General features: G+C 69.2%; 19 protein-coding genes. 8 read left to right on the forward strand and 11 right to left on the reverse strand.

The genetic code is table 11. From position 1 onward, the window contains the following. Positions 1–30: 30 nt before the first annotated feature. The 6 genes from AB0P11_RS11515 to AB0P11_RS11540 form a co-directional block, all read right to left on the reverse strand. Positions 31–723, reverse strand: a complete 693-nt coding sequence (locus AB0P11_RS11515) for an ATP-binding cassette domain-containing protein (RefSeq protein ID WP_053095453.1) — start codon at positions 721–723, stop codon at positions 31–33. After that, complete coding sequence (locus AB0P11_RS11520; RefSeq protein ID WP_363522056.1) at positions 720–2,492, reverse strand: ATP-binding cassette domain-containing protein; 1,773 nt, start codon at positions 2,490–2,492, stop codon at positions 720–722. Before AB0P11_RS11520 ends, AB0P11_RS11515 begins: the two co-directional genes overlap by 4 nt. Continuing rightward, entirely contained in the window at positions 2,479–3,339 is an 861-nt protein-coding gene (locus AB0P11_RS11525) for an inner-membrane translocator (RefSeq protein WP_053095455.1), read from the reverse strand. Before AB0P11_RS11525 ends, AB0P11_RS11520 begins: the two co-directional genes overlap by 14 nt. Positions 3,340–3,411: 72 nt before the next feature. After that, positions 3,412–4,581 (reverse strand): ABC transporter substrate-binding protein, encoded by a 1,170-nt coding sequence (locus tag AB0P11_RS11530; RefSeq protein ID WP_056277792.1) that lies wholly within the window; start codon positions 4,579–4,581, stop codon positions 3,412–3,414. A gap of 36 nt (positions 4,582–4,617) precedes the next feature. Beyond that, the gene (locus AB0P11_RS11535; protein WP_072590934.1) at positions 4,618–5,007 is read right to left on the reverse strand and encodes a nuclear transport factor 2 family protein; all 390 of its coding nucleotides are present in this window, start codon (positions 5,005–5,007) and stop codon (positions 4,618–4,620) included. A 31-nt stretch (positions 5,008–5,038) separates the two neighbouring features. Continuing rightward, the gene (locus AB0P11_RS11540) at positions 5,039–5,830 is read right to left on the reverse strand and encodes a MoaF C-terminal domain-containing protein (protein WP_363522059.1); all 792 of its coding nucleotides are present in this window, start codon (positions 5,828–5,830) and stop codon (positions 5,039–5,041) included. 218 nt (positions 5,831–6,048) lie between these two features. Here AB0P11_RS11540 and AB0P11_RS11545 point away from each other — a divergent pair, with 218 nt between their 5' ends. After that, positions 6,049–6,441, forward strand: a complete 393-nt coding sequence (locus AB0P11_RS11545; protein ID WP_363522061.1) for a hypothetical protein — start codon at positions 6,049–6,051, stop codon at positions 6,439–6,441. Positions 6,442–6,466: 25 nt separating this feature from the next. Here the strand turns inward: AB0P11_RS11545 and AB0P11_RS11550 are convergent, their stop codons facing one another. Next, on the reverse strand, positions 6,467–7,423 hold the full coding sequence (locus AB0P11_RS11550; protein WP_053095460.1) for a helix-turn-helix domain-containing protein: 957 nt from the start codon (positions 7,421–7,423) through the stop codon (positions 6,467–6,469). 112 nt (positions 7,424–7,535) lie between these two features. Here AB0P11_RS11550 and AB0P11_RS11555 point away from each other — a divergent pair, with 112 nt between their 5' ends. Then, positions 7,536–8,678, forward strand: coding sequence for a DUF998 domain-containing protein (locus tag AB0P11_RS11555; protein WP_285363123.1), 1,143 nt, complete (start codon positions 7,536–7,538; stop codon positions 8,676–8,678). A gap of 10 nt (positions 8,679–8,688) precedes the next feature. On the opposite strand, the gene AB0P11_RS11560 is transcribed toward AB0P11_RS11555, so the two are convergent. Continuing rightward, positions 8,689–9,543: a MurR/RpiR family transcriptional regulator gene (locus AB0P11_RS11560; RefSeq protein ID WP_187249329.1), complete on the reverse strand. Its 855-nt coding sequence runs from the start codon at positions 9,541–9,543 to the stop codon at positions 8,689–8,691. A gap of 79 nt (positions 9,544–9,622) precedes the next feature. Here AB0P11_RS11560 and AB0P11_RS11565 point away from each other — a divergent pair, with 79 nt between their 5' ends. Both AB0P11_RS11565 and murQ read left to right on the forward strand, forming a co-directional pair. After that, positions 9,623–10,573, forward strand: a complete 951-nt coding sequence (locus AB0P11_RS11565) for a BadF/BadG/BcrA/BcrD ATPase family protein (RefSeq protein WP_363522064.1) — start codon at positions 9,623–9,625, stop codon at positions 10,571–10,573. Beyond that, entirely contained in the window at positions 10,563–11,498 is a 936-nt protein-coding gene (gene murQ, locus AB0P11_RS11570) for an N-acetylmuramic acid 6-phosphate etherase (RefSeq protein WP_363522066.1), read from the forward strand. Before AB0P11_RS11565 ends, murQ begins: the two co-directional genes overlap by 11 nt. Positions 11,499–11,577: 79 nt before the next feature. Here murQ and AB0P11_RS11575 read toward each other — a convergent pair whose 3' ends face one another. After that, positions 11,578–13,557, reverse strand: a complete 1,980-nt coding sequence (locus AB0P11_RS11575) for a primary-amine oxidase (RefSeq protein WP_363522068.1) — start codon at positions 13,555–13,557, stop codon at positions 11,578–11,580. Between the two features lie 152 nt (positions 13,558–13,709). Then, a complete protein-coding gene (locus tag AB0P11_RS11580; RefSeq protein ID WP_053095466.1) occupies positions 13,710–14,294 on the reverse strand; it encodes a TetR/AcrR family transcriptional regulator in 585 nt (194 codons plus the stop codon). 66 nt (positions 14,295–14,360) lie between these two features. Here AB0P11_RS11580 and AB0P11_RS11585 point away from each other — a divergent pair, with 66 nt between their 5' ends. From AB0P11_RS11585 to AB0P11_RS11595, 3 genes are all read left to right on the forward strand, one after another. Further along, the gene (locus tag AB0P11_RS11585; RefSeq protein WP_363522070.1) at positions 14,361–14,900 is read left to right on the forward strand and encodes a hypothetical protein; all 540 of its coding nucleotides are present in this window, start codon (positions 14,361–14,363) and stop codon (positions 14,898–14,900) included. A 163-nt stretch (positions 14,901–15,063) separates the two neighbouring features. Further along, entirely contained in the window at positions 15,064–16,512 is a 1,449-nt protein-coding gene (locus tag AB0P11_RS11590) for a glyceraldehyde-3-phosphate dehydrogenase (protein WP_363522072.1), read from the forward strand. A gap of 36 nt (positions 16,513–16,548) precedes the next feature. Continuing rightward, positions 16,549–17,610, forward strand: coding sequence for a winged helix DNA-binding domain-containing protein (locus AB0P11_RS11595; protein ID WP_363522074.1), 1,062 nt, complete (start codon positions 16,549–16,551; stop codon positions 17,608–17,610). A 56-nt stretch (positions 17,611–17,666) separates the two neighbouring features. On the opposite strand, the gene hisC is transcribed toward AB0P11_RS11595, so the two are convergent. Next, positions 17,667–18,764 (reverse strand): histidinol-phosphate transaminase, encoded by a 1,098-nt coding sequence (gene hisC / locus AB0P11_RS11600; RefSeq protein ID WP_363522076.1) that lies wholly within the window; start codon positions 18,762–18,764, stop codon positions 17,667–17,669. A 127-nt stretch (positions 18,765–18,891) separates the two neighbouring features. On the opposite strand from hisC, the gene AB0P11_RS11605 reads away from it, so the two are divergent. Then, positions 18,892–19,860 (forward strand): PDR/VanB family oxidoreductase, encoded by a 969-nt coding sequence (locus AB0P11_RS11605; protein WP_363522078.1) that lies wholly within the window; start codon positions 18,892–18,894, stop codon positions 19,858–19,860. Positions 19,861–19,864: the final 4 nt, after the last annotated feature.

Raw genomic sequence — 19,864 nt, forward strand, 5'->3', positions numbered from 1 at the left:
CCGCAGCATCTGAAGCCCGACCTGACGGCGCTACCCACCGAGGTACGCGCGGTGCAGCAGCTGCGAATCCTCCTTCAACGCCTCGGCGGTGCCCTGGAAGGAGACGCGGCCGCCGGCCACCACCACGGCCTCGCGAGCGAGGCCCAGCGCGAGCTGCGTGAACTGCTCCACGAGCAGCACCCCGACGCCCGACTCGGCGATCGACTTCACGATCGGCATGAGCCGCATGAACACGACAGGCGCGAGACCGAGCGACATCTCATCGATCAACAGGATCCGCGGCTTCGCGGCGAAGGCACGTGCCAGCACCACCATCTGCTGCTCGCCACCCGACAGCAGCGCGGTGGGGGAGTCGATGCGCTTCTCGAGCTCAGGGAACTGCGCGAGCGCCGCATCCTGTTCCGCAGGCGTCCGCGCGGTGAGCGAGATGTTCTCGCGCACGGTCAGCGATGGGAACACCGCTCGCCCCTGCTCGATGTGCACGATGCCGCGCCGCGCTCTCGACACCCGGGACAGCTTGTCGAGCGGCTCGCCGTCGAGCATCATCGATCCCGCGGAGTGCGGGGTCACCCCCGACACCGATTCGATCAGACTGGTCTTGCCGGCCCCGTTCGGTCCGACGAGCGCCAGCACCTCGCCACCGCGCACGGTCAGCGACACATCCGAGATCACCGGCCCCGCGCCCCGGCTGACCGTCACCCCGTCCAGCACCAGTTCGCTCACTTCAGCAGCTCCGTCTCTCCCATGTACGCCTTCACGACCTCCGGGTTCGCGAGCACCTCGGCCTGCGGACCGCTCGCGAGCACTCGACCGAAGTCGAGCACAGTCAGCGTCGGGCACACCGAGCGCACGAGATCGAGGTCGTGCTCGATGATGATCAATGCCACGCCGAACCGGGCCGGCAGCTCGCGCAGACGCGCGGCGAGAGCCAGGTGCTCATCGTGCGACAGGCCGGCCGCGGGCTCGTCGAGGATCAGCAGCCGCGGACGAGAGATCACGTTCGCCGCGACCTCGACGAGTCGCCGGGTGCCGACGTCGACGCTCGACAGGCGCGCACCCGCCGGCGGGCATCCGAAGAACTCGAGAACCTCATCGATGTCGGATGCGGCGAGTCGGCGTCGAGCGACGAACCTCACGTACGCGCCGACTGTGAGCGACGGCGGGACCCTGTCCTGCTGGAAGGTCCTGCGCAGCCCGAGCCGGGCGCGACGCGTCGGAGACAGGCCGGCCAGATCGCGATCTCCGAGCAGTACTCGACCGCCGTGCTTCGGCAGGAACCCGCTGATCGCATCCACGAACGTCGACTTGCCTGCCCCGTTCGGACCGATCAGGCCCATGATCGACGCCGCCGGCACCTGGAACGACACATCGTCCAACGCTGTGAGAGCACCGAACTGCACCGTGAGTCCGTCGACAGTGAGCACCGGTGCACCATCGAGCGCGCGCTCATCGACCGTCGCGGTGGTCGTTGTCGTGATCGCTCGATCCTCGGCATCCGCATCGGGAGGCAACGCGGTCAGCTTCGCCGAGGCGGTCCTGCGATCCGCGCGCTTCCAGATGAGATTGCGGATGCCCTGGCCGAGGTTGGTCCCGGTGGTGAGCGCCTGCACGCCGAGCACGCCGAAGACCACGAACGCCCAGTCCTGGGGCACGCCCCAGCGCTTCAGCAGCTCGGGCACGAGCACCCAGAGGATGCCGCCGAGGATCGCCATGTCGATCAGATGGGCCCCCGACATGACGGCGAGGACGTAGAGCGCCAGCGACTGCAACGGGGTGAAGCTCGATGCGAACGGAAGCTGCACCTGGCCGGCGAGGAGTCCTCCGGCGATGCCTCCCAGCGCAGCCGAGACGGCGAACGCGGTGAGCTTGGCGCTCTGCACGCTCTGCCCGGCAGCCGCGGTGCCGCGTTCCGAGAAGGCGACCGCCTTCCAGCTCGAGCCCCACCGTCCGCGCTGCAGGAAGAAGACTCCCAGCGCGCAGACGGCGAGCACCACGACCGAGAGGAAGAAGAATTCGCGATCGTTCGAGAACAGCGTCGGGCGCTCGACAGCCGTGCCGTCGGCGGACCCGGGGAACTGGATCTGCACGAGGGTGACATCCGCCGCGGCAGCGAAGCCGAGGGTGACGACCGCGAGGTTGACGCCGCGCAGCCGCAGCGCGGGGAGCCCGACGAGGATGCCCACAAGACCGGCGGCAATGCCGCCGAGGAGAAGCCAGACGACGAAGCCGCCCGGCGCCTGCATGACGTTGAGCAGCGAGACGATCCAGGCGCCCACGGCGGCGAACGTGAGCTGGCACAGCGCGATCATGCCGGCGGAGCCCGTGACGATGCCCAGTCCCAGGATCGCGATGGCCGCGACGACTGCGCTGATCGCGAGGAACACGAAGTAGCCCGGAAGCGCCGCGCTCAGAATGGCACCCAGTCCGACCGCCGCGGCGGCGACGGCGAGGGGCCAGGACAGACGGAACCAGGGACGGTCAGCGAGCGGCATCCCACACCTCCTTGCGCTGCGTCCACAGGAGCAGGACGACGATGAACAGGAACGGGAGGAAGTTGCGCACGAGCGCGACCTCGTCGATCTGCGCGACGAGCCCTCCCAGAACGCCCAGTACGACTCCGCCGACGACGGCGAGGTCGAGACGGCGGAAGCCGCCGAGCAGCGCAGCGGCTGCGGCGGGGACGATGAGCATCGCGAGGCTGGTCGCGTCGTTCGACTGCGACGGCGCCACGATCATGATGGCGATCGCGCTGATCACACCGGTCACGAACCACACCGCGATGGAGAGCGGACGGGAACGGATGCCGAGCAGCTCGGCGGTGGTGGGGCGCTCGGAGAGCGCGCGCAGCTGCGTGCCCACTCTCGTCCGGCGCAGCACGATCCGCACCACGACCGCCGTGACGACCGCCATGGCGACGGTGGCGACGGTGACCTGACTGATCACCACGCCCCCGAACGAGAAGGCGGGGCCCGCGATGATCGGGGTGAACGGCTGCGGTTTGTTGCCGAACAGGATGAACGACATCGAGATGAGCAGGAGAAGCGGACCGACGGTCATCGCCGAGCGAGTGGTGGTGGAGGCCTCGGAGAGCCAGGTCGCGGCGATCCACCCGATGGTGGCGGAGAGCGCCCCGCCGACGACGACGCCGAGCACGGAGCCGAGCCAGATCGGCACCCCCAGTTCGCTGACGAACCACACGGCGCTGAAGGCGCCGAACATCCCGGTCGCGGCCTGGGCGAAGTTGACGACCCGCACGAGGCGCGACATCAGGGTCAGGCACACTCCGAGGACCGCATAGAGACCGCCGGCGGCGAGACCGGCGATGGCGCCTTGCAGCATGAGGCGTCCTTTCTGGTGTGAGGGGGAGAGGACCTGCCGCCGAGAATGCGCTCGGCGGCAGGTGAAGGGCGGCTACTCGCCGATGCGGAGCCAGTCGTCGGCGACCTTCTCCCAGGCGTTCGTGCCGGATTCGAGGATGATCGGCCATCCCGCGGTGTTCTGCGTGCCGAAGGCGTAGGGCGTTCCGACCATGGGGTTCTCGATGGGATCCATTCCGCGCAGCGCCTCGGTGACCGTCTCGCGGGTGATGTCGCCGTCCATGCCCTCGAGCACCTCGATGAAGTAGGTCGCGGCGAGGTATCCGCCCTGGCTGAATGAGGTGAGGGGGATGTCGTTGGCCTCCATCAGCTCCCGCCAGTCGGTGTTGATCTCGTCGTCGTCCGTGAACGGGTAGAACTCGGCGGGCACGTAGATGCCGGCCCCGGCGTCATCGATCGCATCCGCGAAGTTCTCGCTGTAGACGCTCGTCAGATAGAGCCAGGTCACGTCGTCCCAGCCCTGCGCGTTCGCGGCCTTGACCTGGCCGATCGCGTCGGGCTCGACGGGGTTGATCGCGAGCGCCTTGCAGCCCTGTTCGCGGGCCTTCACGATGTAGGGCGTGTAGTCCGAGGCGCCGTACGGCACGGTGTCGTCGACGTACTTCGGCTCCTTGCCCGTGATCTCGGTCCACTTGTCGATCGCCGCCTGGTAGGTGGGTCGGGTGGATCCTGCGATCTCCAGCAGGATGCAGATGTCGTCGAGTCCGAGCACCTCCGAGCCGTACTGCAGCGTGAGGGTCATGTCGTTGAACGGACCGACGTTGGCGGGGGAGATGTTGTCGCTCGCGAAGCAGCCGGTATCGACTCCGATGCCGGGCAGCGAGAGGATCTCCTCCTGCTCGTAGTACTTCGCGTTGATCTCGCACTCGATCAGGCTCGCTGATCCGACCAGCGCGACGGCCCCGTCGCTGCCGACGAGCTCTCGGGCTGACGCGGTGGCTGTGGCCGGGTCGCCCTTGTCGTCGAGGGTCTTGTACTCGATGGTGCGTCCGTCGAGGCCTCCGGCCTCGTTGAAGGCGTCGAACACCGCCGCCGCCGCCTGCGACGCCTCGGGGAACGTCGCCGGACCGCTGATCGTGTTCACGGAGCCGACGACGATCGGGGCGTCGCCGCCACCTCCGCTGCCGTCTCCGCTGGCGCAACCTGCCAGAGTGAGGGCTGCCACGGCGATGAGCGCCGCAGTGCCGGATACTCGCTTGTTCATGTGATTCCTGCCTCTCGTGTGCTTGTCGTGCTGCGGTCAGTCGCGCAGCGCGCGGTTGACCAGTTCGGTGTCGGTGAACTGCTCGAACGCGACGACCCGGTGATCGGCCAGGCGCCAGACATGCGCGACACGTGCCGCGAAGAATCGGCCGGTCGCGCGGTACGTGCCCGAGTAGGTGCCGATGCCGACGACCACGTCCCCGCCGTCGATGACCTCGTCGATCGCGACCGTGTAGTCGTCCCACTCGTCCTGGATGCGCTGGAAGACGCCTGCCGCGACCGCATCCGGCCCGATGTACGTGCCGGCGTACGGGAAACCGGCGGCCTCGGTCCAGCTCACGTCGTCGGCGAGCGGCGCCAGCATGCCGTCGAGGTCGCCGCGGTCGCTGGCCGCGTAGTGCGCTGCGATGATGTCGGCGTTGCTCATGGGAGGTCCTCTCCTGGATCTCGTCGCGGGGTCAGACGGGCTGGGCGTCGGGGTAGTCGACGGACCCGAGCGGATAGATGTGACCGCCGCCGCGGGAGTGCTCCGCGGCGCCGTCGCCGGTGAGGCCGAGGAAGATCCCCGTCGTCCTGAGCTGGTAGCCGAGGTCGTGCAGCCAGACGCTCGCGACCGCGATGCGGAACTCCCGGAAGCAGAAGAGGTAGAGGCCGTCGGCGAACTTCCAGACGGTCGACAGGTCCATGTCGCCGTGGCCCCGCTGCACGCCCTCGAGGCACTGCCAGGCGTAGCGCCGGCTCGAGATGTAGACGTGCTCGTAGAGGTGGTGCGGGCTGTACCGATAGATGTTGCGCTTGCCGATGAGGTCTCGGCTCGGCCCCGGCACCTCGCCCGTCGCGGGACCGGCATCGGTCGTCGCCGCCCAGAAGTCCTGACCGACCTGTGGTGTGCCCTCGACAGCCTCGGCGGCGATGCGTGAACGCACGACGGCGGCCCGGTGGGTCGAGGTCGAATAGACGACGGTGATCGCTTCGCGTTCACGGCTCTCGAGCGGGATGTTCACGAAGATGACGTCGTCACGCACCGCGACGGCGTCGTACGGGTCGGTGCCCGACTCGCCGAGTCCTGACCAGGTGACAGCGACCGCATCGAACGTCAGCGCCAGCGCGGATCCATCGTCGAGCGTGAGCGTCAGCGCGGTGCCCGACAGCGAGGTGTTCGGCAGTCGGAAGGTGTCGATCCCGGCGGCGAACTCGTCGTACGTGCGCCATTCGTCGAGTGCGGGATCGGTCGTGACGGGAGCGGTCATGGGAGTCCTGACGTCGCATGCGGCGGAGCGTCCTCGCTCCGGGCACCGCATCCTCGCGGTGTGCTTGCCTCATGCTCCGGCTCGCCCTGGCATCCGCTCAAGAGAAGCGGCGCCATCGCGCGCCGACAGTCAACCGGCGTGCCCTGCAGAGCAAGGACGGGCCTGGGAATCCGCCGTGGCGTCAGCGGCGCGGCTCCGGGCGGGTGTCAGGATGAGTCATGCGAACAGAACCCCGGGCCGCCCTCTCGCCGGCGGTCAAGGCGGTCACCTGGACGGCATCCGTCTTCTTCGCTCTCCTGTTCTTCGCCGTCGCGTGGGTCTGGTGCGGGATGTCGTACGAGGAGGAGTTCAGCGAGCAGCCGAAGGCCGTCTCCGCAGGGTCGACGATGGAGGGCTGGGGGTTCACCATCGGCCTCGTGCCCGTGCTGGTGCTCCACGCCCTGATCGCGATCGGCGCCTTCTTCGCCGTCCGGGACGGAGGACGCCGCGGGGGGCTTCTCAGTGCGATGCTCGCTCTCGCGCTCGTGGCGGCCGTGTCTCTGCCGGGCTTCGTCGCCGTGCAGATGCTGTACGGCGGCACGATGTTCGCGCCGCCGGTCTACGTCCCCTGACGGACGTTCTCCCGCTGCGCTGCGCTCAGTGCGCCGCGCGGTACTCGCTGGGGGAGATGCCGAACGCCGACTTGAACGCGCGGCTGAAGTGCGCCGCATCCACGAAGCCCCATCGGGCCGCGATCGCGGCGACGGGCCGGTCGGCGAGCATCGGGTCGAGCAGATCGCGACGGCACTGCTCGAGGCGGCGGGTGCGGATCCAGGTCGACACCGTCACGCCCTGCTCCTGGAACAGGCCGTGCAGGTGACGGGTCGAGATGAAGTGCGCCGATGCGATGGTCGCGGGTCCGAGATCCGTCGAGGCGAGGTTGCGGTCGATGTACGAGCGGATGCGCTGCACGAGCGCGCGATGAGGGTCGGCCGACACCTCGTCGAGGCCCAGCTCGCGGGTGAACACCGTCGTGACGAGGTCGAGCGCGCTGTGCGCCAGTCGTGCCCCTGTCGTGCCGGCGAGCTGGTCGAGGTTGCCGGCGAGCTGCGTCAGATACGGCACGACCATTCCGCCGAGACCGCCCTGACCCGAGATGCGCACCGCGGTGAGCTGGCCGATCATGTCGGAGGGCAGGCTGATCAGGTGCTTGGGGAACATCACGACCATCGTGCGGAAGTCGTCGTCGAAGACCAGCGAGTACGGGCGGTCGGTGTCGTAGACGGCGAGATCGCCGGCCTGGAGCACGGCCTCCCGGTCGTCCTGGATCAGCATCCCGGTGCCGGCGAGCATGAGGCTCAGCTTGAAGTACGACCGGTCGCTGCGTGCGATGAGCTCGGGTGTCCGCTCGACGACGTGCGAGGTGGCGCGCACCTCGTTGACGTGCACCTCGTCGACCGAGGCGCCGCGGATGATCCCGCGGAAGTGGTCGGGCCCGGCCGTCGACACCTGGAGCGGCACGAAGGACTCCGAGACGGCGGCCCGGAACTCGCTGATGTTGCGCGCGACGAGCGTCGACACCGATTCGGCGGGGGCGGCGAGTGCACCGTTCATGACTGATCACCTCGGGTGGTGGAACGACGACGTTGTATACGATCCGTGCCGTGATGCTATCACCGGCGCGGTCCGGAGGGCGAGGCTTCTATGATGTGGGCGGAGGCCAGTGATGCGATATGTCGGCGAGAGGGTCATGCAGGTCCTGCGTCAGCTGCGCGGACCCGACACAGCGGATGCGGTCTTCGAGGCCACCGCGCTCATAGTCGGGGCGGTGTTCTTCGTGCTCGGCTTCGCCATCGGGTGGCCGGTCTTCTGGGGTCAGGAGATGGCGATCAGCGGCACCGGCTCGATCGGCGCGTTCGCCGCCTACGGCGGCGCGATCACCGCCGTCCTGGCGTTCGCGCTCGGGCGTCTCGTCGTGCGACCGGCGGCGGTCGCGCCGGACGGCACCCGCGATGGATTCAGCGTCCCCGGGGATCGGCTGCGCTGGTACGACCTGGCCGCCATCGCCTTCGCGCACGCCGCGATCGCGTACCTCGGATGGCTCGGAATCGCCGAACTGCTCGATCGCAGCTTCACCGACGCCCCGGTGTTCGCCTTCCCCGGGGCGATCCTGGTGGCCGTCGCGTTCGCTCTCACCGCCTATGTGACGTTCCTGAGCGCGGTGGCGCTCACGCCGATGGTGCTCTCCCTCGTCCTGGCGGTCTTCCTCGTGGTCGGCGCCTTCGCGGCGATGCTCGCCTCCAGCGATGTGCACTGGTGGCAGGACAACCTGTCGGCGCTGGGGATGAGCAGCAACAGCGCGTCTCTGGCGTTCAACGCGACGTTGATCATCGCCGGGGTCCTGGTGACGACGATCGCCCGCTATGCCACGGCGGGGCTGCCGGTCGACGACCACGTCGATCGTCGCGGACGGCGCGTGGTGCGAGGCGGGCTGATCCTGATCGGGATCTTCCTCGCGTGCGTCGGGATCTTCCCGGTCGACGAGTTCTTCCTCGTGCACAACACCGTCGCCACCGGGATGACCGTCGCGTTCGCCGTGATCGTCGTCGGGCTGCCCTGGTTCGTGCGCACGATCCCACGGGTGTTCGTGGTGCTCGGGTGGATCTACGTGCTCGTGATCGTGCTGCTCGGCGTGTTCTTCGCCGTCGGCTACTACAACCTCACGGCGGTCGAGCTGATCGCGGCGGTGCTGATCTTCAGCTGGATCATCGTGTTCCTCCGGACCGCAGGATCGGTGCACCCCGCCGCATCAGCGCACCCCGCCGGGTCCGTGCACGCGGGGCAGCGGCCCGGTCCGACCCCGGCCTGAGCGTCGGTCCTCAGCGCAGCGGCTGCGTGGCATCCGCCGTGCGCTGCAGCGCATGGATGGTGTGCGCGTGCCGGCGCTGGGCGACGCCGACGAACAGGCAGTCCACCAGTGCGAGCTGCGCGATGCGGCTCACCATCGCGCCCGCGCGGAGGCGAGGCTCACGCGCCCGCGTGAGCAGGGCGTGGTCGCAGTTCTCGGCGAGCGGCGAGGCCGGCCCACCCGTGACGCCGATCGTGGTGCCGGATGCAGCCCGTGCCGTCTGGAGGAAGTGCACGGTCTCGCGGGTCGTTCCCGAGTGGGAGAACCCGATCGCCACGGTCTTCCTCGCTCCGAGCGATGCGGCGGCGCTCGCCTCGTGCGCGTCCGTCAGGACGATCGCCGCATGTCCGATGCGGAGCAGCTTGCGGCCGAGATCCGCAGCCGCCTGTCCGCTCGCGCCGATCCCGAAGAGCAGGACGCGGTCGGCGTCGTCGATCGCCTCGACCGCGGCCGCGAGCTCGTCGTAGTCGAGGTTCGCGACGGTCTCCTCGATGGCCAGCAGCTCGAGTGCGGCGACCTTCGCGGTCGCCTCCCGCAGGGTGTCGGCCGCGGAGATCTCGGATCCGAAACCGGATGCCGCGGGGAACTGCACGGATTCGCGACCGAGCTCTGTGGCCAGCGCCATCCGCAGCGCGGCGTAGCCGTTCACGCCGATGGTGCGGCAGAAGCGGACGACCGAGGCGACCGACGTGTCGCACCTCGCCGCGATCTCGGTGATCGTGCTGTCGACGACGATGGTGGGATCATCGGCGATCGTCCGAGCGATGCGGGCCAGCGACGGCGGCAGCTTCTCGGCGGCCGAGGCGATCGTCGTCTGGATGCTCATGGCTCTCCTGCGTCAGAGGCGGATTTCGGGCGTGTGAACAATTCTTTCATGATCGGATGCTCGTGCGTAGACTATTTCCATGCCCTCTTCGCATGCTCTCGTCGCCGTCGACCTCGGCAAGTCGCGCTGCCGGGCCGTGATCGCCGAATCATCCGGTGTCGACTCTGGCGTCGTCTCTGCCGCCGATGAGCGTCGAGTGCCCCGGCGTCCCGTGTACGACGGGATCGGGGCTCCCGGGCTCGCGGCCGCAGGCGGCGTCGACGCAGCTCTCGCCGCGATTCTGCCGATGAGAGATCATCTCGATGCACAGATCTCCGTGGTCTCGGTGGGTGCGGCCGGAGCCTGGGCCGCCCCCGAGGCCGCATCAGAGCTCGCCGCCGTCCTCGCCGATGCTTTTCACGTGCCCGTCGCGGTGACCTCCGACGTGGTGTCCGCTCATGCCGGAGCGCTCGGGGGCGGTGCGGGCGTACTGCTGATCGCCGGAACGGGCGCTGCGGCCCTCGGCATCGACGGCGAGGTGGCGACGCTGGTCGACGGGTGGGGGCCCGAGCTGGGAGACCTCGGCAGCGGATCCTGGTTCGGGCGCGAGGCGCTGCGTGCCGTCCTGCGCGCCTCGGTCGGGCTCGCGGTCGAGACCGTGCTCACCGATGCGGTTGCGGCGACGATCGGCGAGCCCGCCGCGGTTCCCGCCTGGATCTCCATGGACGGGCCGGTGCCTCGCCGCCTCGCGACTCTGGCGCCGCTGCTCCTCGAAGCGGCGCAGAGCGGCGACGCCGTCTCCGCGGACATCGCCGCCGAGGGTATCCGCCTGCTCGTCGCGTCGGCGATCGCGGCGTCCTCGAGCAGTCGCGAGGTCGCCCTGCACGGAGGGCTCACCGACCACGTCTGGTTCCGCTCGTCGCTCGCCCAGGCGCTCCGCGCCGCTGACCGCACGGTCGTCGTCTCCTCCGGCGACGCCCTCGACGGCGCGCTCCTGCTCGCGGAGCGCACCGATCTTCCCCACGAAAGGTTCGTGCATCGTGCCGAATGAACACTCCAGACTGACTGCGCTCCTCGACGTCCTCTCGACGCTCGGCACCGAGGCGTCGACGACCGATCGCGGCGACCTCGATCTGCTCGACACCGATGAGCTCGTGCGGCGCATGAACGCGGAAGATCATCGTGTGCCGGCGGCCGTCGGCGAGCGGAGTGCGGAGATCGCCGCGGCGGTCGACGGCATCACCGCCCGCTTCCGCGCCGGCGGACGACTCATCTATCTCGGGGCGGGCACCGCAGGCCGCGTCGGAGTTCTCGACGCGAGCGAATGCCCGCCGACCTTCGGCACCGACCCCTCGATGGTGGTGGGGCTGATCGCCGGAGGCGAGACGGCCATCCGGTCGGCGGTCGAGAATGCCGAGGACGACGACGCGGCGGCAGCGGCCTCGCTGCGCGAGCTCGGCCTCACCGAGCGCGACGCCGTCGTCGGGATCTCGGCGTCGGGTCGCACCCCGTACGTCGTCGGCGGTCTGGAGTTCGCTCGGGGAGTCGGCGCGCTCACCGTGGCGATCGCCTCGAATCCGGCATCCGAGATCGGTGCGGTCGCCGAGATCGCGATCGAGGTGGTCACGGGGCCCGAGTTCATCTCGGGATCGACGCGTCTGAAGTCGGGAACAGCCCAGAAGCTCGTCGTGAACATGCTCACCACGCTGTCGATGATCAAGCTCGGCAAGACCTATCACGGCGTGATGGTCGATCTTCAGGCGACGAACGAGAAGCTGCGCGCGCGCTCGATCCGCACCGTGACGGAGCTCACCGGCGCAGAGGTCGACCAGGCTTCCGCCGCCCTGGATGCGGCGGGGGGATCGGTCAAGCTCGCGATCCTGATGGTCGCCACGGGGGCGTCCGCAGAAGCCTCGGCCCACGCGCTCGACAGCGCCGACGGCATCCTCCGTGTCGCGATCGCCGCACTGTCGTGAGGGGTACCTTCGCCGCGTGCTTCCGCCAGGGCGTTCCCGATGACGACGCCGCGTCGACCGCCGAGGCCGACGCCGCGGCTCAATGGGAGCAGGTGCAGCCCTCGCCACCTCCGCAGCATCCGGCGTCCTCGGTGACGTGCGCCTGAGACGACTCGGGAACATCCATCGCGGGGTTCTGATCGAGGAAGCCGTTCGGCTTGAACCAGAATCCGGCATAGTCGACCGGCATGATCGGCCAGTCCTCGGGGCGCGGGAAGTGCGTGAGTCCGAAGGTGTGCCACAGCACGATGTCCTCGCCGTCGAGCGAACGGTCGCCCGCCGAGTACTCCGGCAGGCCGGAGCCTCCCTGGTGCGCGTTCGGATACCGGCCGGCCGGCCAGATCTGCCCGTGTTCATGGCGGGTGGCCCAGAGATGCTTGGTCGCGAACGCCGCACGCGCGGCGACGGATGACGCGGGGTCGGCCATCAGCAGTGCGGTGGGCTCCGGGATCAGGTGATAGGCCGTGGGGCGGCCGACGTGGTTCGTCCGAGTGGTGCTCTGCACCTCCCACGCGCGCGCGACCGAGGTGTCCGCCTCCCGCTGCGCCCCGCCCTCAGAGAGCAACGGAGTCTCCGACCACGTGAAGGCATTGCCGAACGGGTTGTCCGGCCCCATCGGGATGCGCTGCGCGTCGATCTCGACCAGACGGTTCTCCTCGCCGTCGACGGCGACATCGAGCCGTGCGCAGAACAGGTGCTGGTGCACCGGCGCGAAGACGCCCGGCGCGAGCTCGGTGGCGTGCTTCTGCCGCACCCCCGGTTCGCCGGCGCCGGCGAACACGATCCCGGTGGCCTTGGCGACGACCTCGATCGAGCCGTCGAGGGAGAAGTGCCAGTAGAACCCGTAGTCGTAGTTGCCGATCGTCGAGAAGTACGACACCACGAAGCGGCGCGAGCGGCGCACGTCCGAGCGGCCGGCGAGGTCGGTGTGCTTCCAGAGGATGCCGTAGTCCTCCTCGTGCATGCACACCACGTTCGGGATGCGCACCGGATGGCCGTGGTCGTCGGCGACATAGCCGTCGAGGTAGCGGATCACCCCCAGGCAGTCGCAGCCGAGCTCGAGGTGGTTCGCGTTCTTGCCGAGAAGGTACTCGCCGGCGTCGAAGTAGCTGATCCAGAAGCGCCCGGGTGCGGTGTCGCCGTAGGGCACGACCATCTCGGGCACGCTCGCCCGATTGAGCACCGACCGTCCGTCGAACCTGACGTCGTGCAGCACGAGACCCTCGCGGGCGTTGAAGCTCACCCGCATCGACCAGTTCTCCCACTCGACGAGCGAGCCGCTGACGGCGAAGCTGGGCCCTTCCGGCTGCGTGATCTCGATCGGCTTGAGCGAGGTGCGCGCGGCGCCCTGCACCTCGGGGTAGTAGTTTCCGTGGCCCGCCGGCACCGGCACGTCGCCCTCGTCGTCGATGCGGATCACGCTGTTCGTCGTGAGGTCGATGTGCACGACCAGCCCTTCGACGGGATGCGCCCAGGGGGAGTCGTGCTCGTCGTATTTCAGGAAGGTGAGAGAGCGGATGACCCGGCGGCCCACCTCATCGGCGCGGCCGGTGTACCCGGGTGCGAGCGGTCCGCAGAACGCGAGAGCCATGTGCGCGGCGAGCCCTCGGCGCGTCATCGCCGCCTGCCATTCTGGTGACGCCTTCGCGATCGCCTCAGCGCGCTCGTACTCCTCGAAGAGGTACTGGGGCTGGCCGTAGGGTGGCGCATCGTTGGGGACCCGCTCGGCGCGCAGCACCTCGCCGCGGGTGATCGAGACGACGACTTCGCTCGCGACGCCGGTCGCGGTGTCGAGCAGGGTCGCGTCGATGCGGCGATCGATGGGGGCGCCCGGCCTCCATGCGGCGAGCTCCTCCTTGGTGGGCTCATCGGGCAGCAGCATCGGCACGCGGACGGTCTCGCCGAGCAGTCCGGCGGACTCGAGCACGGCTCGGGCCGCCGCGATCTCCTCGCCGGTGAGGGGGTCGAGCGGGTGCGGCGCGGCGATCCTGTCGATGGTGACGGGCTGGGGGTGGGACATCGGCGTACCTCACTATTTCGAGCGTTCGCTCAATAAACGGATTGGGTCGATGGTACGACGGCGCGGCGGGGCGCACAAGAGCACATCGTCAGCAGGCCGAGTGAGCGTGCGCGGCTGGCAGGTGGCGCGAGCGTGCGGGGTGTGGCAGTGACTCAGGCGCGCCAGGGCGCGAGGATGCTGTCGAGCACCGCGAGGTGAGCGTCCGCGCCACGGGGCTCGGTGACCTCCAGCACCTGCTGTCCGTAGGTGATCGAACGGAGCAGCGACATCACCGCGTGCTTCGGCGTGGTGGGGGACAGCTCGCCGTCGGCGACCGCTTCGTCGATGGCTTCGCTGATGCCGTTCTGCCAGGTCGCGCGAGTGGGGGAGCCGGCGTCCGGGTCTGAGGCGAGAGTCGCGAGGCGCCCCCAGAATCCGACGACGACATACGCTTCCGTGCGCGTCTCCGCGTCGACGGGGAGGACCTCCCGCATGAGGGCGTCGAGTCTGCTCAGCCCGCGGAGCCCGGTCGTCACCGACCGGATGCGCTCGTCGGTGCGTCGGGTGATCTCCACAGCGGCTGCACGCACGACGTCGTCGAATCCGTCGAAGTAGTGCCAGAGAGAGCCGGTGGCGACACCGAGCTCTTTGGCGACCGCGCGAGACGACACCGCTTCATGTCCGTCGCGAGCGGCGACGGCGAGCAGCGCCTCGGCGATCTGCCGGCGGCGCTCATCATGGTCTACGACGCGGGGCACATGCCCATCCTGACGCATCCACCGCGGGTATCGCTATTTTGAGCAGTTGATCAATATGATGCGAGTGTGGACCACCTCCTCCCCGCAGCACCGTGGCTGATGGCGCTCGCCGCCGTCGTCTCGGCCGTTGCGTGCATCGCCGTCTGGCGGGCTGTGCCGTGGCAGGGGAGGCAGAGCGCCCTGATCATGGCAGCTGCGATGATCGTGATCGCGGTGAGCGGTGGCGATCCGCTGATCGGCCTGGTGGCCGCACTCGTGCTCCTCGTCTCCGCGATGCTCGGCACGGCGGGCGTGCGTGGAACGCCCGCGGCCGCCACCTGCTGTCACCGTGCACTGGTGTCGCTCGTCATGGCGATCTGCTCGTTCGAGAGCCTGTCGACGGGCCAGGCGATGGCGGGGGCGGCCGAGGTCGGGGCCCACGGTGGGCATGGGCTCGGCGGGCTCCTCTCGGCGCTCGTGATCGTCGGCGTCATCGGCGTCGTGCTCTGGACGGTCGTCGCCGAGTGGGTGCTCGTCCCCGTGCATCAGGGGCGTACCGCCCGCCTGCTCGCGGTCGAGTCGTGGGCGATGGCGGCGGGAGTCTCCGTCATGTGCCTCGGGTTCTGACGGCCGGCCAGTCGGATCGGCCACCGAGGCCGGTCGGGGCAGCGCGTGGCCTCTGATTTCAGAACCCTCGCGCCCGGCGCGTACCCTGGAGGCATCCCCCGAAGCTCACCCGGCAATCTCGCGCGCCGGCGACCTCGGCGCGCTCACACATGCAAGGACGCAGATGAACGTAACCGCCGCACCCCACGACGACTGGACGGCGAGAGAAGAGCTGGCCGAGCGGATGATCCCGCTCATCGGCGCCCTCAAGCGCGAGCGTGATGTGGTCACCTCCCTCCACGGCCACCGACTTCTCGGTCTGTCGGCCACCGGCATCGTCGAGGTGCACGACAGGGTGGCGCAGCTCGGGCATGAGCGACTCGCCGTCGACGAGACTCTGGCCGTGCTCGAGGGCGTCCACGAACTCGCCCCCGGCGCGTCCTCGCTCGACCTCGCGCGCCTCGCCGCAGGTCATTCCGACAGCGAGCTGCCCCTCGACGCCTATCTGGCCGAGGCGCTCGCGCCGGCGGTCGGAGCGGTCGCAGCGGCCCCCACCGATGTCGTGCTCTACGGCTTCGGACGCATCGGGCGCCTGCTTGCGCGCATCCTCATCGCGCACACGGGTGGTGGGAGTGGCCTGCGTCTGCGGGCCATCGTCGTGCGCCGCGGTTCGGAGAACGATCTCGTCAAGCGCGCGTCGCTGCTGCTGCGCGACTCGGTGCACGGCCGCTTCGCAGGCTCCGTGACGGTCGATGAGGACGCCGACCAGATCATCGCGAACGGCACCCGCATCCAGGTGATCTACTCCGACGACCCCTCGACGATCGATTACACGGCGTACGACATCCACGACGCGATCGTCGTCGACAACACGGGACGCTGGCGCGACGACGCAGGACTCAGCCGGCACCTGGAATCGACCGGCGTCGCTCGCGTGCTGCTCACCGCACCCGGCAAGGGCGCGCTGAAGAACATCGTGCACGGGATCAACGACGACACGATCGAGGCGGACGACCGCATCATCACCGCCGCCTCCTGCACGACGAACGCCATCACCCCCGTGCTCAAGGCGATCGATGAGGCCTACGGGATCGTGCGCGGGCACGTCGAGACCGTGCACTCGTTCACCAACGACCAGAACCTGATCGACAACTTCCACAGCGGCGATCGTCGCGGCCGCTCGGCCGTGCTCAACATGGTGATCACCGAGACGGGGGCGGCCAAGGCCGTCGCGCGAGCGCTGCCCGAGCTCGAGGGCAAGCTCACCGGCTCTGCGATCCGCGTGCCGACCCCCGACGTCTCGCTGGCCGTGCTGCACCTCGGCCTCGAGCGCCCCGCGGTCAAGGACGAGGTGAACGACTACCTGCGTCGCGTCTCGCTGCACTCGAAGCTGCGTCAGCAGATCGACTACGTCGAGAGCCCCGAGGTCGTCTCGACGGACTTCGTCGGCTCGCATCGCGCGGGCATCGTCGACGGTCTCGCGACCATCGCGAACGACCGCGACGTCGTGCTGTACGTCTGGTACGACAACGAGTACGGCTACTCCTGCCAGGTGATCCGCGTGCTCGAGGTCATGGCCGGTTCGCATCCGATCGTGCTCCCCGAGCGCCGTGAGGTGACGCTGCGAGGCTGAGTGCGCGATGTCCGTCCTGCCCGGCATGATGAGGGCATGAAGACCGCGACTCTGCGCACCGAGCGGCTCCGCTCTCATCGGCTGAGCACTCCGGCGCGCACGGTGACGGATGCCGCGTCGCACATGCTCGCCGTGCAGAGTCAGGACGTCATCGCGGGGAGGTGGGCACTGGCTTCCCGCACGCGCGGCGAGTCCGCGCTCCGCACGGTGGATCGCGCCTTCGACCGGGGCGACCTGGTTCGGGCGTGGACCATGCGCGGCACCCTGCACATCATTCCGGCGCGTGACCTTCGCTGGGTGATGTCCGTGACCGCTGAGCGGCAGCGTCGACAGGCGGCGGGCAGGCGCCGCGATCTCGGGATCGATGCGTCGATGGTCGCCGCGGTCGTGGCGGCGGCGGTGCCGCGTCTGCGCGACGGAGGACTCACGCGGGCCGAGATGTTCGAGGTGTTCGCCGGTATCGGCATCGATCCCGCCGGGCAGCGCGGCATCCATCTGCTGAGCGAGCTCACGCTCGACGGGCTGATCTGCCAGGGTCCGGCCGTCGCGCGCGATGGTGTGAGCCGGGAGCAGCGCTTCGTGCTCGTCGAGCAGCACATCAGCGAGCATGCGGCGCCCGACGATCCGCTCGCCGAGCTCTTCGTGCGCTACATCGACGGGCACGGGCCGGCCGGAGTCGCTGACTTCGCCTGGTGGTCGGGGCTCACGCTCGGGCAGTCGCGCGACGCTCGGGACCGGGCGACGGGCCGGGTGCACGAAGTCGAGGAGGGCATGTTCGTCAGCGTCGATCGCCTGCGGCGGTCATCGAATGCTCCGGCGGTGCTCGCCCTGGCGGCCTTCGACGAGTACTACATCTCGTACGCCGACCGCACGGCGGTCTGCGCTCCCGAGCACCTCGCGCTGGTCGGTCCGGGCAAGAACGGCATGGTGCGAGCGACGATCGTCGCCGACGGCCGGGTGATCGGATGCTGGACGCACGCGAGCGCCTCGCTCGGCACGCCTCCAGAGCTCTTCGAGTCCGCAGGCGAGGCACCGGCACCAGGCGAGGAAGCGGTGCGCGCTGCGCTCGCGCGGTTCACCCGCTTCCTCGACGGCTGACGGCTGACGGCTGACTTTCCGACGTCTGGACACGTCAGCCGTCGGTCGACTGCGACTCAGACGACCGCGACCGGGGAAGCGAGCGCCGCGAGCTCCGGCGCCAGCTTCACGAGCAGATCGTTCGCCTCTCGTTCGGCGATCGTGACGCGGAAGCCCTCGCCCGCGAACGGACGCACCAGAAGACCGTGGCGCTCGAGGATCTCCGCGGCGGCCGTGGTGGCGTCGCCGAACGGCACCCAGACGAAGTTCGCCTGGGTCTCGGGCAGAGAGATCCCGGCTGCCAGGAATGCAGCGACGACGCGCCCGCGCTCGGTGACGAGATCGGCGACGCGCGCCGAGAGCTCCTCTTCGGCGTGCAATGAGGCGACGGCTGCTGCTTGGGCGAGATCTGTCACGCCGAATGGGATCGCGACCTTGCGCAGCGCGTTCGCGAGACGCTCCGGAGCGATCGCGTAGCCGATCCGCAGGCCCGCCAGGCCGTATGCCTTCGAGAACGTGTGAGCGACGGCGACGTTCGCGTAGCGGCGGAAGTACTCGATTCCCGAGGGCGAATCGGCACGCTCGTTGAAGTGCACGTAGGCCTCGTCGATCACGACGGTGATGTCGTCGGGTACCGCGTCGAGGAACGTGGTCAGCTCCTCGGCTCCGATGGTCGTGCCCGTCGGGTTGTTCGGGTTGCAGACGATGATGAGTCGAGTGCGATCGGTGATCGCCGCATGCATGGCGTCCAGGTCGTGCCGGTGGTCGGCGGTGAGAGGCACAGCGACCGGAGTCGCGCCGGCGGCGCGGACCAGCATCGGGTACGCCTCGAACGACCTCCACGCGAACACGACCTCGTCGCCCTCGCCGGCGGTGGCGCGCATCAGCTGGGACACGACCTCGACCGATCCGCTGCCGAGCACCACGTTCGCCGGTGAGACCTCGAATCGGGCGCAGAGCATCGAGGTGAGCGCAGTGGCGGCGGTCTCGGGATAGCGGTTGATGACGCCGATCCGGTCGGCGATGGCGGCGGCGACGGACGGCAGCGGCGGGTAGGGATTCTCGTTCGACGACACCTTGTACACGGGCACCTCCGGCGCGGTCTGCGCCGTCGCCTTGCCCGGCTTGTAGTCCGGGATCGCGCTCAGATCCTCGCGCAGCCTCAACTCCGACATCCGTTCCGCCTTTCTCTCTTCGCCCGTTTGACAGTCCGGGGCGGGATTCATAGTATCGCAATTGACTATATCCATTGTTGTCAATTCGATCAGGGGTGATCGGAACGACGAAAGGAGCGGAACGACGGTGTCTCAGTTCGCGCCCGAGCTCTCCCCGCTGACCCTCGACCTGCGAGTCCGGGCGATGCGCTGGGAGGCGCACGATGTGCTCTCTCTCGAGCTCGATGATCCGACCGGGGCGCTCTTGCCGGCCTGGACCCCGGGCGCTCACATCGATCTGCGCTTCGCCAACGGCGTCGAGCGTCAGTACTCGCTGTGCTCCGACCCGGCCGAGCGACGATTCTGGCGGGTCGCGGTGCTGTCCGAGACTCCGAGCCGCGGAGGATCGCGCTACGTGCATCAGACGCTGCGCACCGGCGACCCGGTCACGGCGTCGGCACCCATCAACCACTTCGAACTCGGCGATGCGGCCTCCTACGTGTTCGTCGCCGGCGGCATCGGCATCACGCCGATCCTGCCGATGATCGCCGAGGCCGAGCGCCGCGGCACGCCTTGGCGTCTGGCCTACCTGGGCACCCGCGCCGACGGCATGGCCTTCGCCGCCACGCCCCATCTGACGGCTGCGAGCGCGCTGCTGGTCAGCCGTGATCGTGATGATCGTCTCGACCTCGCAGCGTGGATCGGGAGTGTGTCCGATGACACAGGCGTGTACGCGTGCGGCCCCGCCCGCATGCTCGACGAGCTCGAATCCCTGAGCGCAGCCTGGCCGCAGGGTGCGCTCCACCTCGAGCGCTTCCAGGCCAAGGTCTTCGGGGAATCCCGGGGCGCCGACACGTTCGAGGTCGAGGCCAGCGCCTCGGGACTCATCGTCACCGTCGAGCGCGGCTGCAGCATCCTCGAGATGCTCGAGCAGGCGGGCATCGGCGTGCCGAGCTCGTGCCTCGAGGGTGTCTGCGGCACCTGCGAGACCGCCGTGATCGACGGTGCCCCCGAGCACCGCGACTCGATCCTGACCCCCGACGAGCGGGAGAGCAACGAGACCATGATGATCTGCGTCTCCCGATCGCTCGACAGCAAGCTCGTCCTCGACATCTGACATC

It is taken from the genome of Microbacterium sp. NPDC079176, from assembly GCF_040686675.1.
Classification (GTDB): domain Bacteria; phylum Actinomycetota; class Actinomycetes; order Actinomycetales; family Microbacteriaceae; genus Microbacterium.